Source organism: Pseudomonas sp. B20 (genome assembly GCF_020515755.1).
GTDB classification, from domain to species: Bacteria; Pseudomonadota; Gammaproteobacteria; order Pseudomonadales; family Pseudomonadaceae; genus Aquipseudomonas; species Aquipseudomonas syringae.
Map to the genome: position 1 here is coordinate 56,833 of NZ_JAHPJG010000004.1, position 19,025 is coordinate 75,857.

General features: G+C 58.0%; 2 protein-coding genes. Both read left to right on the forward strand.

The genetic code is table 11. The features are described 5' to 3' along the window. The first annotated feature begins 23 nt into the window (after nt 1-23). Nucleotides 24-18,404, forward strand: coding sequence for a hemagglutinin repeat-containing protein (locus LIX91_RS05425; protein ID WP_226488083.1), 18,381 nt, complete (start codon nt 24-26; stop codon nt 18,402-18,404). Continuing rightward, nucleotides 18,404-18,880, forward strand: coding sequence for a lytic transglycosylase (locus LIX91_RS05430; protein ID WP_226488084.1), 477 nt, complete (start codon nt 18,404-18,406; stop codon nt 18,878-18,880). The genes LIX91_RS05425 and LIX91_RS05430 overlap by 1 nt, the downstream gene beginning before the upstream one ends. Nucleotides 18,881-19,025 lie beyond the last annotated feature (145 nt).

Sequence of the window (19,025 nt, forward strand, 5' to 3'; positions counted from 1 at the left end):
CTACCTGTTCCGAGGTCATTTACATGGACGTTCACCAACTGGCTCTGCTTGCTCGTCAGCCTTCTGCTGTGCTGGTCGAGCGCCGGTCTTTCTGGGGAATGCCCAAGCGCGGCCTCGCGCTGATTCTCGCCAATGCGATGTTCTGGCAGCCGATGCTGGTTCAAGCCGAAGGCATCGTGGTCAGCGGCACGAATACCAGCCTGAACCAGGCAGGCAATGGCGTGCCTATTGTCAATATTGCCGCGCCCAATGCCAGCGGCCTGTCACACAACCAGTACCAGCAGTTCAACGTCGACAGCCAGGGCGTCATCCTCAACAACTCCACCAACCAGACCCAGAGCACTCAACTGGGCGGCATCATCGTCGGCAACTCAAACCTGCGCGGCACGGCGGCCACCACCATTCTCAACGAAGTGGTCGGGGCCAACGCCAGTCAGCTTAGAGGCTATACGGAAGTGGCCGGGCAGGCGGCACGTGTCATCGTCGCCAACCCCTACGGCATCAGTTGCAACGGCTGCGGTTTCATCAATACCCCGCAGGTCACGCTGACCACCGGCAAACCGGTGCTGGATGCCAACGGGCAGTTGCAGCGTTTCAATGTGCAGGGCGGCAGCATATCCATCGACGGTGTGGGGCTGAACGCAGACAACGTCGACCAGTTCGACATCATCACCCGTAGCGCGAAGATCAATGCCGAGATACACGCCAAGCGCCTCAACATCATTGCCGGTCGCAACGATGTCGACGCACAGACGCTGAACCCCACCGCCTTGCCTGACGACGGCAGCGCCAAACCGGAACTGGCCGTCGACAGCTCGGCGCTGGGCGGCATGTATGCCGGCGCGATCCGTCTGGTGGGCACCGAGGCGGGTGTCGGCGTCAGGCTGGCTGGCGATCTGGCGGCCAGTGGCGGAGATATCCAGCTTGATGCCAACGGCCACTTGAGCATGATGCAGACCGCTGCCAGCGGTGCTGTGGCGGTCAAGGCCAACAGTGCCGAGGTCAACGGGCCGGTTTATGCTGGGTCGTCACTGGGCATGACCACGGCAGGTGATCTCATCACCCGGCAGAACGTCGCCGCACGCGATGCACTGACACTTTCCGCAGGCGGTCAGATCAATAACACCGCGGTGATCGAGGCGGGAGTCAATGCAGACAACAGCCGCAACACATCGGGCGATGTGACGCTGTCTGCCAACGGTCTGAACAACAGCGGCAGCATCACCGCCAGCCGCGCCCTGCAAGCCAGCATCAGCCAGACCCTGAACAATCAGGGGGCCACACTGAACGGTCAGTCGAGCACACGCATCGTAGCTACTGCCATCGACAATCGTCAGTCAGGCCGAATTTTGAGCCAGGGCGGCACTGTCGATATCAACGCGTCTCAGGTGCTCAACAGCCAGAGCGGGCTGATCAGCAGCAATGGCACTATGACGATCACTGCGGGTTCGCTGGACAACAGCCAGCAAGGCAAGCTGTTCAGCAGCAGCGCTTTGTCCGCCCGTATTTCCGGGCCGTTGCTCAACCAGTTGGGGCTTATCAGCGCCAATGGCGATCTGCTGCTCAACGCGGCAAGCGTGGACAACCGCAGCGCGGAAATCTCCAGTCTCGGCAGTCTGACCTCGACCGTCAGCCAGTTCGACAACCGCGAAAAAGGCCGTCTGCTGGCCAACGGCGCGCTGCAACTGACCTCTGACCACCTGAACAACCAGAACGGCTCGGTCGCCGGACAGCAAGGCGTACAGCTGAATCTGGGGCAACTGACCAACACCGGCAACGGCAGTGTCTACGGCAAAAGCAACCTGAATGTGGCCGTCAACGGCGCTTTGGGCAACGATCAGGGCGTGCTGCGCAGCGACGGCACATTGGCCGTGCGCGCGGCCTCTCTGAGTAACAATAGCGGCAGCGTGACCAGTGCCGGCACGGCTACCGTCAGCACAACGGGCGCAGTCGCCAACCGTGGCGGACAGATTCTGAGCGATGCGGGCCTGACGCTTTCCAGCGGCAGTTTGGATAACAGTCAGAGTGGTCGCATTGCCGGCAATGGCGTGGTGCTTACCACTGGCGCTTTTGACAACCATCAGGACGGCCGCCTGACCAGTACCGGCGCGCTTCAACTGAACGCCGGGCTGGTCAACAACAGCGACGCCGGTCGCATCGCCAGCGCCATGGCGCTGACTGCCGTGGTTACCGGCCTTGATCAGACCAACGATGGCCGACTGTACAGCAACAGCGATGTCAGCCTGGACCTGAGCAATGGCCTGTTGACCAACCAGGGCGGCCAGATCACTGCACCTGGTCAGTTGCTGCTGAAAAACCTCACAGTGGTCAATAACCAGAGCGGCAAGATCTCCAGCGCCAACAGCTTCACGCTGGCAGCCACTTCGCTGGACAACACCGACGGTTCGATACTCAGCGATAAAGCGCTCGTTGTGCGCATCGATCAGTTGCTGACCAACCTTCGCGGTCTGGTTTCTGCGACCGGTCTTGATCTGACAGCGGGCTCACTGAACAACCGCAATGGCGAAATATCCAGCCTTGGCAGTCTGACGGCCAACGTTGGCCAGTTCGATAACCGTGAAAAAGGCCGCCTGCTGGCCAGTGGCGCGCTGCTGTTGACTGCGGACGGCTTGAACAACCTGAACGGGATCGTTTCCGGTCAGCAGGGCGTGCAACTGAACCTGGGGCAATTGAACAATACCGCTGGGGGCAGCGTTTACGCTAAGGATGCGCTGAACCTGACGCTGGGCGGTGTGTTGCAAAACGATCAGGGCGTATTGCGCAGTGATGGCGCAATGGACCTCAAAGCAGCCGGTCTGGCCAACACCAACGGCAGTGTGAGCAGTGCCGGCACAGGTGCGCTCAATTTCAACGGTGCGGTGGTCAATCAGGGTGGACAGATAGTCAGCGATGCACAACTGACACTCACCAGTGGCAGCCTCGATAACAGCCGGAGCGGTCGTATTTCCGGTAAAGGTCTGGTGCTCGGTACTGGAGTCTTCGACAACCATCAGGACGGCCGCCTGACCAGTACCGGCGCACTCCAACTGAATGCCGGGCTGGTCGACAACAGTGGCGCCGGTCGTATTGCCAGCGCCATGGCTCTGACTGCCGTGGTTACGGGCCTCAATCAGACCAATGACGGGCGCTTGTACAGCAACAGCGACGTCAGCCTGGATATGAGCAATGGCCTGCTGAACAACCAGAGTGGGCAAATAACCGCTCCCGGTCAGCTGCTGCTGAGAAATCTGAACGTCGTCAATAACCAGCGCGGCAAGATCTCCAGCGCCAACGATTTCACGCTGGCAGCGACTTCGTTGGACAACACTGACGGCTCGCTGGTCAGCGACAAAGCGCTGATCGTGCGTATCGCTCAGCTGCTGACCAACCTGCGCGGGCAGATCTCCGCCAACGGCGTCACCCTGAGCGCCGTAGCGTTGGATAACCGCAACGCCGAACTGTCCAGCCTGGGCAGCCTGACGGCCACCATAGGCCAGTTCGATAATCGCGAAAAAGGTCGCCTGCTGGCCAATGGCGCGCTGCTGTTGACCGCGGGCGGCTTGAATAACCTGAACGGGATCGTTTCCGGGCAGCAGGGCGTGCAACTGAACCTGGGCCAACTGAACAATACCGGTGGGGGCAGCGTTTTTGCCAAAAGCAGTCTTGGCCTGACCATCAGCGGGGCACTGAACAATGATCAGGGTGTGCTGCGCAGCGACGGTTCACTGACCGGGAGTGCAGCCTCGCTGGCCAACAGCGCGGGCAGTATCAGCAGCGCCGATGTCGCGTCGATCATTATCAATGACGGAGTCGTCAACCGGGGCGGGCAGATACTCAGCGACGCGCAACTGACACTCACCAGCGCCAGCCTCGATAACAGCCAGAGCGGGCGTATTGCCGGTAATGGTCTGACACTCACCACTGGCGCGTTCGACAACCATCAAGACGGTCGCCTGACCAGTACCGGCGCACTCCAGTTGAATGTAGGGCTGGTCAACAACAGCGATGCCGGTCGTATCGCCAGCGCCATGGCGCTGAGCGCTGTGGTCACCGGCCTGAATCAGACCAACGATGGCCGTCTGTATGGCAACAGCGATGTCAGCCTCGACCTGAGCAACGGCTTGCTGACTAACCAGGGCGGCCTGATCAATGCGCCGGGCCAGTTGCTGCTGAAAAACCTGAACGTGGTCAACAACCAAGGCGGTGAAATCTCCAGTGCCAACGGTTTCACGCTGGCGGCCACTTCGTTGGACAACACCGAGGGTTCGCTGCTCAGCGACAAAGCGCTGATCGTGCGTGTCGATCAGTTGCTGACCAACCTGCGCGGCAAGATTTCCGCCAATGGCCTCAATCTGAATGCTGCAACGCTGGACAACCGCAGCGCGGAAATTTCTAGTCTGAGCACCCTGACTGCCAACATCGGCCAGTTCGACAACAGCGCGAAAGGCCGTCTGCTGGCCAACGGCACAATGCTGCTGACAGCCGATAACCTGAATAACCAGAACGGCGTGGTTTCCGGACAGCAGGGCGTTCAGCTGAATCTGGGACAGCTGAACAACTCCGGCGCTGGCAGCGTTTATGCAAAAAACACACTGGGTTTGACTCTCACCGGGGCATCGAATAACGATCAGGGCGTACTGCGCAGTGACGGCACGCTGGACCTGAAAGCAGCTTCTCTGGCCAACACCGGCGGTCGAGTCACCAGCGCCGGTGCTGCCACATTGAAAGTCGATGCTGCCGTCGTCAACCAGGGCGGGCAGATCATCAGTGATGCGGGTCTGACGCTTTCCAGCGCCAGCCTGGACAATAGCCAGAGCGGTCGCATTGCCGGCAATGGTGTGGTGCTCACCACTGGCGCTTTCGACAACCATCAGGACGGCCGCCTGACCAGTACCGGCGCGCTTCAACTGAATGCCGGGCGGGTCAACAACAGCGACGCCGGTCGTATCGCCAGCGCCAAGGCTCTGACTGCAGTGGTCACTGGCCTGAACCAGACCAACGATGGCCGTCTGTACAGCAACAGCGATGTCAGCCTGGACCTGAGCAACGGCGTGCTGACCAACCAAGGCGGTTTGATCAATGCGCCGGGGCAGTTGCTGCTGAAAAACCTCACGGCGGTCAACAACCAGAACGGCGAAATTTCCAGTGCCAACGGTTTCTCGCTGGTGGCCACTTCGCTGGATAACACCGATGGTTCGGTCATCAGCGACAAAGCCTTGATCGTGCGCATCGCCCAGTTGCTGACCAACCTGCGCGGCCTGATTTCTGCCACCGGTGTCGAGCTGAGTGCCGCGACGCTGGACAACCGCAACGCGGAGCTCTCTAGCCTTGGAGAGCTGACCGCAACCGTTGGCCAGTTCGATAACAGTGGCAAGGGCCGTTTACTGGCCAATGGTGCGTTGCTGCTCAACGCCGACAGCCTGAACAACCAGAGCGCAGGTGCCGTTTCCGGCCAGCAGAGTGTGCAGTTGAACGTCGGGCAACTGATCAACACGGGCGGTGGCAGCGTCTACGCCAAAAACAGTCTGGGTCTGAAAGACACGGGCGTCCTCAGCAACGATCAAGGGACATTGCGCAGCGATGGCACGCTGGTGTTGAGCGCCGCTTCTCTGGGCAATACTGCCGGTAGTATCACCAGCTCTGGCAACTCGTCCCTGACGGTCGATGGTGCCGTGGTGAACCGTGGCGGGCAGATTCTAAGTGATGCAACCCTGACGCTGACCAGCGCCAGCCTGGACAACAGCCAGAACGGTCGTATCGCCGGCAAGGGCGTGAAGCTCGTCACCGGTGCCTTTGACAACCAGCAAGGCGGCCGCCTGACCAGTACCGGAACCCTTCAGCTCGATGCAGCGCTGGTGAACAACAGCGAAGCCGGGCGCATTGCCAGCGCCATGGCCCTGACTGCCGTGATCACCGGCCTGAACCAGACCAACGATGGCCGTCTGTACAGCAACAGCGATGTCAGCCTCGATTTAAGCAAAGGCATGCTGAACAACGACGGCGGTCTGATTACCGCACCGGGCCAGTTGCTGCTGAAAAATCTCAATGCAGTCAGCAACCGCAGCGGTGAAATTTCCAGCGCCAACGGCTTCACCCTGGCCGCTACGTCGCTGGACAACACCGCTGGCTCGGTGCTCAGCGACAAAGCGCTGATCGTGCGTGTTGACCAACTGCTGACCAACCTGCGCGGTCTGGTATCTGGCAACGGCATCGATCTGACGGCCAATGAGCTGAATAACAACAGCGGCAGCCTGAGCAGCGATGCCGACCTGCTGGTAAACGTCACTGGCCAGCTGTCGAGCCGCAGCGGCGAGCTGACCAGCGCTGGTAACACGACGCTGAATGCGCTGAGCCTCGATAACGCCGCTGGCCAGGTCATGGCTGACCGGTTCCTGAAACTGGTGATCACTGAAACCATCGATAATCAGGCCGGAACGCTGGGCGCAGGGCAGGGTATCGACATCGGTGCTGCGAGTCTGGACAACCGCCAGTCCGGTGCACTGGTCACAGATGGCCAACTGACTCTGAAACTGAGCGGCGCACTGGACAACCGCGCGGGTGGCAGCCTGCAAGCCAAAGGCTTGATGGACCTGTCGGGCAAGACGCTGGATAACCGTGGCGGCCGTATTGCCGCGCAGAACCTGTTGATCGTGCATAGCGACAGCGTCGATAACCGTGGCGGTGCGATTCGTGCCGAGAAAGGCCTGCAGCTGTTCGTCGATGCCCTCGACAATAGCCAGACGGGTCTGAGCTCCACGCAAAAAGGCCTGATCAACAGCAATGCCGGTCTTGAACTGGTCGGCACGCGTCTGGACAACCAGAACGGCCTGCTCAACGCCGCTGGCCTGATGCAGTTGCAGGTCGACAGCGTTGTCAACGGCAACGGTCGTATCGCCAGTCAGGCTGACATGATTGCCAATATCGGCAGCCTTACCCAGCAGGGCGGCGAGCTGGTTGCGCAGGGCAATCTGACCCTGACCGGCAAAACCCTCGACAACCGTTCGGGCGGCCTGGTGGGCTCTACAAAAGCGCTGAAAATCGATGTTGCCGACATCGACAACAAGGCCGGTGAACTGTCCAGCCAGATCGGTGTGGACATCATTGGTCAGACGCTCGACAACAGCAACGGCGGCAAGGTCCTGGCCGGTACGGCGCTGGGGCTGAAAGTGGCGCGTGTGATCAACCTCAACAAAGGCCTATTGTTCGGTAACACCCTGCGTCTCGACGGTGCGCGGCTGGATAACGCAGGCGGTACGCTGGCCAGCCAGAAGGACATGAACATTGATGTGTCCGGTGCGCTGGACAACAGCGCTGGTCTGCTCAGCAGTGAAGCGGCGTTGACGATCAATGCCGCCTCGCTGCAAAACGCAGCAGGCAGCCTGTCCAGTGCCGATGCCTTGAGCGTCACCACCACCGGCGCTCTGGAGAACCAGGCGGGCGCCGTTACTACCGACGCCACGCTGACACTGACCAGCGCCAGCCTGAACAACAGTCAGGCGGGCAAACTGGCTGGCAAGGGCGCCACGCAGGTCACCACCGGCACGTTCGACAACAGCCAGGGCGGTCGCCTGACCAGCAGCGATACCCTGCGATTGACGGCAGGCAAGGTCATTAACCAGAGCGCCGGACGTATTGCCAGTGCGCTGGCGTTGACGGCCAGCGTGACCAGCCTCGACCAGCAGGGGGGTGAGCTGTTCAGCAACACCTCGCTGAGCCTCGACCTGAACAACGGCCAGTTGAACAATCAGGGCGGTTTGATCAACGCCCCCGGCGTGTTGCTGCTGAAGAATCTCAACGGCGTGGCCAACCAGAACGGCGAAATTTCCAGTACGCAGGCCTTCACCCTGAACGTCGACAGCCTCGATAACAGTGGCGGCAAACTGCTCAGCAGTCAGGCCCTGACGCTGATCGTCAACAAGGCGCTGAGCAACGTCAAAGGTACGATTTCCGCTGCCGCGCTGAACACTCGCAGCGACAGCCTGGACAACACCGAAGGCTTGATCAGCAGCCGCGCAGCTCTGGACTTGATGGTCAATACCGCCCTGACCAACGTCAAGGGCACGCTGGTCGGCGACGCTGACATGACGCTGAACGCCGCGACCGTGGACAACCGCCTCGGCCAGATCGCCAGCAAACAGAACCTCAACGCACGGATCGGCAGCCTTCTACAGCAGAACGGCCAGATGCTTGCCCAAGGCACATTGACCTTGCGTGGCGACGCGCTGGACAACCGTCAGAACGGTTTCATCGGCGCAACCCAAGCCCTCGATATCAATGTCACCAGCATCGATAACCGTGGCGGTGAACTGTCCAGTCAGGATGAGATGACCCTGACCGGCCAGCAACTGAACAACAGCGACAGCGGTCAGGTGCTGGCGCAGAAAGCCTTGAATCTGAACGTTGCGCAGATCACCAACCGAACGAACGGTCTGCTCTCCAGCCAAGGCGGCTTGACGCTGGTCGGTAGCACCCTGGACAACACCGGTGGTGCGCTCAGTGCCCTCAAAGCCTTGGGTATCGACCTGTCTGCAGCACTCGATAACACTCAAGGCCTGATCAGCAACGAAGATGTCCTGACGGTAAAGACCAGCAGTCTGACCAATACCGCAGGCAGCATTTCCAGCGCTGGAAAACTGACCCTCGACAGCAGCGGGGCAATCAGCAACCAGGGCGGCAAGCTTTTGACCGACGGCGTACTGGACCTGAAAAGTGCCAGTCTTGATAACAGCCAGAAAGGCAATATCAGCGGCAAAGGCCTGCTGACGCTAAGGACCGGGGATTTCGACAACAGCCATAACGGTCGCGTCAGCAGTAGCAATCGCCTGGACCTGACGACCGCACGACTGACTAACAGCGATGGCGGCAGCATCGGCAGCAGCCAGGCACTGACCGCCAGTGTCAGCCGCCTGAGTCAGCAGGGCGGCAGTCTGTTCAGCAACACCTTCTTGAGCCTGGACCTGAACAACGGCCAGCTGGACAACCAGGGCGGTTTGATCAACGCGCCGGGCGCACTGCTGCTGAAAAACGTCAACGAGGTTCTGAACCAGAACGGTGAAATCTCCAGCGCTCAGGCATTTACCCTCAACGCTCAACAACTGGATAACAGCGGCGGCAAACTGCTCAGCAACCAATTGCTGACCCTGCGCATCGCCCGTGCGCTGACCAACGTCAAAGGCATGATCGCCGCAGCCGGTGTCGATGCCACCGCCAATACCCTCGATAACACAGGCGGTACACTGACCAGCCGCAACAACCTGGACCTGACGGTTACCGGCCTGCTCACCAACCGTGACAAAGGACTGATCAACGCTGCTCAGGTGCTCAAGGTGGGCGCGGCCAGCCTCGATAACCAGAGCGGTCAGGTGTTGGGCGGCACCAGCCTTATCCTCAACGCTACATCGATCAACAACACCGCGAAGGGCCTGATCAACAGCACCGGCACCCTGAACCTGACTGCTGGCAGTCTGGAATCCGGCAACGGCGGCGAAGTGTCGGCCACGCGTGACATGACCCTGGTACTCAATGCACTGTCGCTCAACGGCGGACGCGTGATGGGTGATGCCGGTCTGTCCATCGACATGCAAGGCAACGACCTCAACAACCTCGGCGGTTTGATCACGGCAGACGGTTCGCTGACCCTTAACCGCATTCGCGACCTGAATAACCAGTCTGGGGAGGTCTCCAGCGCACAGAGTTTCAGAGTCGACGGCCGCACCCTCGACAACAGCAGCGGCAAGCTGATCAGCAGCAACTTGCTGACAGTCAACGCGACCAACCTGCTCAATCAGAACGGCCTGATTTCCGGCTGGCAGGGTCTGAACGTCTCCGGTAACCGCCTCGACAACCGCAACAACGGCACCTTGTCCAGCCGCAACGGCAACCTTGTTACAACCCTGACCGGTGAATTGCTCAACGGCAGCAACGGAGCGTTGGTCAGCCAGAACACACTGAGCGTAACCGCTGACAGCCTCGACAACAGCGGCGGCATCCTCTCCAGCGGCGCCGGTCAGACGCTGACCGTAGCCGGCCTGCTGAACAACAGCCAGAACGGCCTGATCGACAGTGGTGCCGGGATGACCATCAAAGCCAATGCCCTGAACAACGCGGTCGGTAATCTGACGGCCCAGCAGAGTTTCAGCGTCGAAGGCAGCAGCCTCGACAACAGCGCCGGTAATCTGAGCAGCAAGGGCGAGATGACACTCGACCTGCTGGGCAGCCTGACCAACACCAGCGGCAAGCTGGCCAGCGGCGGTAACCTGCTGTTGCGGCGCAGTACCGCGATCAACAACCAAGCCGGGCAACTGATCAGCCAGAGCCTGATGACCCTCAATACGTCTGGGCAACTGGACAACCGTAACCGCGGCACTGTTGCTGCCAACAACACACTGACAGTCGTCGCGGGCGGCAGTGTTTTCAACGATGCCGATGGCTTGATCTATAGCCAGAGCGCCGATGCACATTTGAATGCAGCGAGCCTGTCCAACGTTCGCGGCGCGGTACAGAGCGTCGGCGCACTGAGCGTCGATGTCGCGGGTACCGTCGACAACCAGAATGGTCGGATCATCGCGCAGAACGGTGACCTGAACCTGAGCGGCGCCAACCTCTACAGTCAAGGCGGAGTGCTGTCCAGCCTGCAAGGTCTGTTCACCGCGAAACTGGCCGGTGTGCTGAAAAATGGCTATGACGCCAACCGCCAGGGTGGCGTCATCCAGGCGCAGCGCCTCAACCTGACCGCGCTGGGCGGCTTCGACAACTACGGCGGCCGAGTCTCCGCGCGCGGCGGCGAAGCGCTGATCACTACCCCCGGCTTCGACAACCGCAACGGCGGCCTGTACGCCAAAGGCCTGGTGCGGGTCAACGGTGGCAACTTCGACAACAGTGGCGATAACGACGGCCAGATCGCTGGCGGCCAGGTCGAACTGAACCTGAGCGGCGCGCTGAACAACCGCTTCGGCATCATCGAAAGCGACAGCACCCTGGCCGTGACCGCTGCCAGCCTGGACAACCAGACCGGGCAACTGCGCGCGCTGGGCGGTGGTGGCGCCACAAACTTCCAGATCGGCAACCTGTTCGACAACCGCAACGGCACCCTGGAAAGCGCCAACAGCGACCTGATCCTCAATGCGGGCAGCTTTCTGAATGGCGGCGGGTCGCTGCTGCATACCGGTAATGGCACGTTTGATATTTCTACGGCCAACCTCACCAATGCTGGCGGCAGCATCGTAACCCGTGGTGGTTTGACACTGAGTGCTGATAGCTGGACCAACATTAACGTCATCCAGGCCGGGCGCCTCACCGTCAACGTCAATAACTTCAGCCAGACTGCCAGCGGCCAGTTGCTGGCATCGACCAGCCTTGTGGGTAATGGTGGCAATTGGAATAACGATGGATTGATCGCCAGTGACGGCTCGCTAAGCCTCAACCTCGGCGGTACATACGGCGGCAATGGCCGTCTCAGCAGCCTAGGAACGCTCGGACTGAGTGCGGCACAAGTGAACCTGAGCGCCGCTTCGACCATATCCGGCGGCGGTGAAACCTCGGTGACCATGGGGGGGCAACTGAACAATGCCGGTCGCCTGACCTCGGCGACTAATCTGACCATCAACGCGGGGAGCATCAACAACCAAGGCACGCTGGGCAGCGGTCAGGCGTTGACTGTGACCACCGGCTCGCTGGTCAATGACCGTGGGCTGATCTTCAGTGGCAACAACATGAGCCTGCGTGTCAGTTCGCTGAACAACAGCTACGCCAACATCTACAGCCTGGGCAATCTCACGGTTGACCGTAACGGGCAAGGCGCGCTTGCCGACAGCATCGTCAACAGTTCTGCGTCGATACAAAGCGACGGCAGCATGAGCCTCGCGGCGAGCACAATACAAAACGTCCGCGCCCTGTTGACGACCAGCAATGGCGGTATCTATACCGCCAGGATTGATGAGGGGGCGTGCAATCGCGAGTTTTATAACAACGACTGCGGCGGTGGCAAAGCAACTCATACCTGGGAAATAACCCAGCGTGAAAAGCTTGAAGTGACCGCAGCCAGTGCTGCGTCCGGCATTACCGCTGGCGGTAATCTGAACATCAACGGCGGTGATCTGTTCAACCAAAGCAGCACCATCGTCACCAGCGGTAACCTCAACGCTACGCTGAACAACCTGAACAATACCGGCATAGAGGCCAGCGACACCGAAACAGTGCGCGTGTACCGCAGCGCCCGTACTAGCAACGCCGGGGCCTGGACCAACGCCGCAAGCGACTTCACTGAAAAGTACTGGTTTACCAGCAGCGGTTATAACGCCAACAACCTCAGCGGCCTGGAACCGGCAATGGCGGACTTCATCGCCATCACCGAGACAGAGATGCCTGAGTTCCGCAAGGTCACTCAGCTGTCAACCGGCGACCAGAGCTATGCCGCCATTATCCAGGCCGGCGGCGCGGTAAACGTCAACGCGAGCAAGAACATCGGCAACAACGTCGTACGCGCTGGTTACAGCTACGTGAGCGGCGGTTCTCGCACTGACACCAATGCTCCGGGCAGTCAATTCTCCACACGCATTACTGTCAATCAGCAACTGCCGCCAGACCTGGCCCAACAACAAGTCAATCCTTTGAGCCTGCCAGGCTTCAGCCTGCCGACCGGGCAGAACGGCCTGTTCCGCCTGAGTGGCCAGACCGGCACCGCAGCCACTGTCGCTCAACCTGTAGGCCTGCCGCAAAGCTGGACAATGGGCAGCGCAGCGGTGTCCGTCGCGCAACGAGAGCACACCGTTTCAGACGCACAGGCAAGCACCATCCAGATTGGCTCGGTGGGCCAGATATCCAACGCCACCCGCCAGCTTGCTTCCGTCACACGGCAAAGCGCAGGCGTAAGCGCCAATGCAACTGCTTTTGATACCAGCGCTCCAGGTGCCGCACCTATTGGTGGGCTAGTGCTGCCAAGCCATACCTCTGATTCCGCAGGTGTCACCAGCGTCGGCAGCGTGACCGGCATTGCGACGGGCAATCAGGGCAGCGGCGTATTGTTGCCTGTCCAGAATGCAGGATCGACGGCAGGTGTTGCGGCTATCACCGCCATTTCTTCCGGTAACTCGGCCGCGGAAAACGCTGGAATGGTGCAGGGCACTCAGGTCAACAAGGCCGGTCAGATTGTAAATGGTACGCAAGGTAGCTTGGTCAGCGTTGTCAATCAGGCTACGACCGGTGCCCAGTCAGGCGCGACTGCTGCAGTCACCCAGGTGGTTGTAAGTGCTCAAGGCGGAACGGTCATTGCACCGGTTCGCAGCGCTGTGGCTGCTCCGGTCAGTCCTGTCACTGCTGCTGTTCTAAACCCTGTCACGACCACGCCTGCTTCAACCGCTATCACTCAGCCCGCCACAGTGGCGCAGGCCAGCGCTATTACGCCGCTCGTTTCGGCGGCAGCGCAAACGGTGACCCGAGTGGAAGGCCTGCCCAGCAGCAACTTCGTTTCCAAACCGCAAAAATACCTGATCGAAACCAACCCGGTCCTCACTGAACTCAAGCAGTTCATGAGTTCGGATTACCTGCTCGCAGGCCTGGGCTACGACCCCGAAGTCAGTGCCAAGCGCCTGGGCGATGGCTTGTATGAGCAACGCCTCGTCCAGCAAGCAGTCGTGGCCCGCACCGGTCAGGCGTTCATCGATGGACAAACCTCCAACGAGGCCCAGTTCAAGTACCTGATGAACAACGCAATCGCCAGCAAGCAGCAGCTGAACCTGGCGGTCGGCGTATCGCTGAACTCACAACAAGTCGCAGCGCTGACCCATGACATCGTCTGGCTCGAAGAGCATGAAGTGAATGGCGAAAAAGTGCTGGTGCCGGTGCTGTATATGGCTCAGGCCGACAATCGCCTTGGCCCGACCGGGGCATTGATTGCGGGTAACGACGTCTCGCTGATCGCGGGGCAAAACCTCGACAACGTCGGCACCTTGCGAGCGGCCAATAACCTGTCGGCTGCTGCTGGAAATGATCTGGTCAACAGCGGCCTGATAGAAGCTGGCAACCGTCTGGACCTGCTGGCAGGTAACGACCTGATCAACAAGTCCGGGGGCATTATCGCCGGACGTGATGTGACATTGACCGCCCTGCGCGGCGATGTCATCAACGAACGCACGGTGACCAGCCATCAGAGCGCGTCAGGCGACGCGACCTGGCGTCAGGACTTCGCTGACAGCGCGGCACGTATCGAAGCGGCCAACGACATGTCCCTGCAAGCGGGTCGTGACGTGAAAAACACCGGCAGCGTGTTGCAGGCCGGTCGTGACTTGAGCATCGCTGCGGGCCGTGACGTCGCTATCGACTCGGCCCAGACCGAGAAAGGCCAGACACGCGGTGCGAACTCCAGTAACTCCAGCATCACGCAACTGAGCTCCACGGTCAGCGCCGGACGCGACCTGACGGCCCAGGCCGGACGCGACATCAACGTCATCGCCAGCAGCATCGACGCCAAGCGCGACATCGCCATGGCCGCGACGGAAAACCTGACCCTGTCCTCGGCGGCTGATGAACAGCATTCCTACGGCAAAAGCAAGAAGGTGACCGAGCAGGAAGACCATGTCAGCCAGGTGTCGAGCAATGTGACGGCGGGTGGTAGCGTGGCGCTGAGTGCAGGCGCTGACTTGAGCATGATCGCTAGTAGAATTAATGCCAAAGACGAGGCGTATCTGTACGCGGGTAATGACGTCAACGTGCTTGCCGCACAGGATACCGATTATTCGTATTACTCGAAAACCAAGAAAGGGTCTTGGGGCAAGAAGAGTACGAATATGACTGAGAGCGACAGTGATGTTGCTATCGGGTCTCTCATTCAGTCAGGTCAAAAAGCCACGATTGTTGCGGTCAATGATGTCAATTTTGAGGGGTCAAAAGCCAACAGTGACAATGGTGTGCTCGCAGTTCAGGCTGGGCATGACGTTAATCTGACTGCGGCGCAGAACAGCCAATACAGCGCCACCGCCACTTCTAAGTCTGGCGGGTTCGGTTTATCCACCACTAGCAAGATGAAGAGTGACGCTTCGACCCAGAGTTCATTATCTGCATCGACGCTGAGCGGCAACACGACACTCGTTCGGGCTGGGAATGATCTGGTGGTTTCGGCCAGTAATGTCATTTCCACTGAGCAAACGACGTTACAAGCCGGCAACAATGTTGTCATCGACAGTGGCACTGAAAGCTTCAATGCCCAGCACAGCCAGTCGACTAAAAAATCCGGCCTGATGAGCACTGGTGGCATCGGTGTCACCTTAGGAACAGCGAAAAACGCGTTTACCCAAGACTCAGAAAATCAGACTCAGAAAGGCAGCACTGTAGGCAGTGTTCTGGGCGACGTGAATATCACCGCCGGTAAAGATCTGACGGTCAAGGCTTCTGATGTTGTTGCTGGGAATGACGTCAATCTGATTGGCCAAAATGTCAGCATTCTTCAGGCGCAAAACAGGAGCACAAGCACACAGAACCAGGAAAGCAAGAAAAGCGGCCTTACGCTTGCTCTCTCGGGTGCTGTAGGAGAAGCAATAAATACCACGGTGCAAAACGCGCAAGCAGCTAAAGGTGAGGACGATTCCCGTCTTGCGGCGTTGCAAGGTGTTAAGGCTGGGCTGAGTGGCTATCAGGCCTACCAAGCTGCCCAAGCGATCGACTCCGGTGCTGCAAGTGGTAGTTTTTTTGGCATTGCGCTTTCGTTAGGCACCCAAAGTTCCAGCTCCAAGCAAGTGCAGGAACAGAATGTAAGCCAAGGCAGCTCAATCACTGCCGGAAATAATCTGAATATTGTCGCTACAGGCAGTGGCGCAGGTGCTGGTTTGGACGGTGATATCAACGTCGCCGGCAGCAAGCTTCAAGCTGGCCAAGACATGCTGCTTTCGGCTAATCGTGACATCAATCTGCTAGCTGCAGCTAATACACAAAAAGTCGACGGATCTAACAAGAGCGGAGGCGGCGCGATTGGTATTAGCCTCGGCGTCGGCAGCGGCGGTGGTGGTTTGACCGTCTTCGCTAATGCCAATAGCGGGACAGGCAACGAAAAAGGCAACGGTACCACCTGGACTGAAACCAACCTCGACGCTGGTAATAAGCTCTCATTGGTCAGCGGTCGTGATACGACTCTTGTTGGGGCCCAAGCCAGTGCTCAGCAAGTCGTAGCCAATGTCGGTCGGGATTTGTCTTTGATCAGTCTGCAGGACACCGACAAATACGACTCTCATCAGCTCGATGTCAGCGGCGGTGCGAGTTTCAGCTTAGGCACCATGACGGGTAGTGCATCGCTCAGTGTCAGTCAGGACAAGATCAAGTCCAACTTTGAAAGCGTGCAAGAGCAAACAGGTCTCTTTGCTGGTAAGGGCGGTTATCAGGTAACAGTGGGCGACCACACCCAACTGAACGGCGCTGTGATTGCCAGCACCGCAGCCGCTGACAGAAATATGCTCAGCACGGAGACTTTAGGTTGGACAAACCTGAAAAATCAGGCGGAATTTACTGCCCAGCATCAAAGCGCAAGTGGGAGTACAAGCGGTAAAGACGGCTCCAAGTTCATGGGGAATATGGGTAGCCTCACGCTTGTCGGCGCCAACCACAGTGGCAGCGATAGCAGCACAACGTACTCCGCAGTCTCTGATGGGCGTCTGACTATTCGCGATGTCTCAGGACAGCAGCAAGACATTTCTACACTGAGCCGCGACGTAGATCATGCCAGCAACGCGCTCAGTCCAATTTTCGATAAGGAAAAAGAGCAAAACCGACTACGTCAGGCTCAGTTGATCGGAGACATTGGCAGCCAAGCGATGGACATCGTCCGAACGCAAGGCGCGATTGATGCCGCAAATGCACAAAAAGATCCGGTAGCGATTGCTGCGGCGCGTGAAAAGCTGGTCGCTGAAGGGAACACGGACCCATCTGCCAAGCAAATCGCGGAGCAAATTAGCGTCACAGTGATGCAGAAATACGGTACGGGTAGCGATTACCAGCGTGCTGCTCAAGCCGTCACTGCAGCGTTGCAGGGGCTGGCGGGTGGGAATATTGCGCAAGCGTTGACCGGAGCTGCCGCGCCGTATCTCGCAGAGCAAATCAAGCAAATGACCGTAGGCAACAAGGACGCCAACCTGATGGCACATGCTGTCTTGGGCGCGGTGGTTGCTCAGGCGCAGGGTAACTCCGCGTTAGCGGGTGCTGCGGGTGCGAGTGTCGGGGAATATATAGCCAATCAGCTATACCCGGGCAAGAAAACGTCGGAGTTGAGCGAAGAGCAGCGTCAGACAATCTCGGCGCTGTCGACGCTGGCAGGTGGTTTGGCGGGCGGACTGGTGGGCGGGGATGCCGCTAATGCTGTTGCCGGAGCATCCGTAGCTAAAAACGCAGTTGAGAACAACTTTCTACGCGTACCTGAAGCAGAACGAAAAAAGGTGCTGGAGCGTAAGGTCACGAGCGGCACCATCACCGCCCAAGAGGTCGCCGAGCTAGCTTCCCTGAATAAAGTCGATAAAGAACGAGATGCGGAAATTAAAGCAGTCTGCACGGCTGGTAATCTAGGCGGCTCAGCATGCGGTCAGTTGATAACTGTTGCAAAAAGCGCGGCTGAGCGATATGGAGAAAGCGCCAGTTATTCACTGCTTTACAAGGATCTCTATCCGCAAGACTCGCAGAATTTAGATGCTATTTTGCATGGACTTGATTCTGATAGTATCACTAGGGATACGGCAATCACGGCGATTACGCAGGCGTCAGGTTTAAGTCGCCAAGAAGTCGAAAACCGATACAATTTCGCCATGACGGCTCAAGCATTGACAGCGGTGCTTGCAGGGGCGTATCTTCCCAGAGGCACGTCTGTAATAAGCAAAGAGACAGTCGCTAAAGACCCTGTTTCACTAGCGGGACAAGCTGATAATGAAGCGGGGATTTTAGTTGATAGGAACGTAATCGTCGGGGGTGCAAAAGCTACTGGTGGCGCTGCTGGAAAGGTAGATGATGTTGTAGCTCCATCGTCTAAACCTGAATGGTTGCAACGGCTTGATGCGGGTAATGAGTTTAATAAGGTACAGTCTAAAAACTACCCGAATAACGAAGTTTATATTCAGCGACCTGACGGGAATGGCTATTATCGTGTTGATTCGTATAATCCCATAAAAGGCGAAATCGTCTCTCGTAAATTGACACAGCTTTCTGAGGTTTCAGAGGCGACAGCAAAGAGCTACATAAATGAGGCCATTACGAAATACCCTTCTGGTGCGACCATTGCGAAAGTTCCATCTAGTGGGTCTTTGGGTGGTCAAAAATTGCAAGGTACTGTTATTCTGGAGGTTCCTCCACAGAATGGAGTAATTCCAAAAGCCATCTTGGACTCTGCCAATAAAGCAGGGGTTTTAATTAGAGATACTAATGGGAAGGTGTATTGATGGAGCTACCTATTTATTATTGTAAGACTTGGTTTCGGATGAAGAAGTTTGCGATAGAGCCTATGGATGAATCTCTGGCACATTCTAGGCATCTCTCGGGTGAGTCATATACGGCTCTCATTGGCTCGGACTCTGCGCCATCTTGCTTTGTTGAGTTCTCCATAGATAAAGGAATGGTTGGTGTCGGTTTTTTAGATAAAAAATGTCGTGAGTACCTGACCTACCAATTTAAAGTAACAGATTCGGATAACTTATTTTTGACTATGGCGACTCATCGTGAGTTTGAAGGGGATGGAGACGAGGTCATAGGTGGGGAGTCCTATATTTTCAATGAGGAAGGCGGTCTTGTTATTAGGCGAGAAAAATTTAATCCTCATGAGATTGAAGAGGCTAGATCAAGTTTCGAACCGTCTCGAAATTATGAAAAAATTCCCAAGTTTGGTTGTTACTCTAATTTAACAAAAGCTGATAGATGAAACAGGCAGGTGAGTTCCATTATAAATTTTAAGGGGTCTGAGTTGATATGGCACCGGCCTTGCGCCGGTGTTTTTGCACCCTGTCTGCACCCTTTTTGCCGCCTTCTTGCATCCTATTTGCATCCTTTCTGCAGTCAAGTTGCAT

Coding starts and splice junctions, on each gene's coding strand:
- LIX91_RS05425 (WP_226488083.1), top strand. CDS start 24: ATGGACGTTCACCAACTGGCTCTGCTTGCTCGTCAGCCTTCTGCTGTG.
- LIX91_RS05430 (WP_226488084.1), top strand. CDS start 18,404: ATGGAGCTACCTATTTATTATTGTAAGACTTGGTTTCGGATGAAGAAG.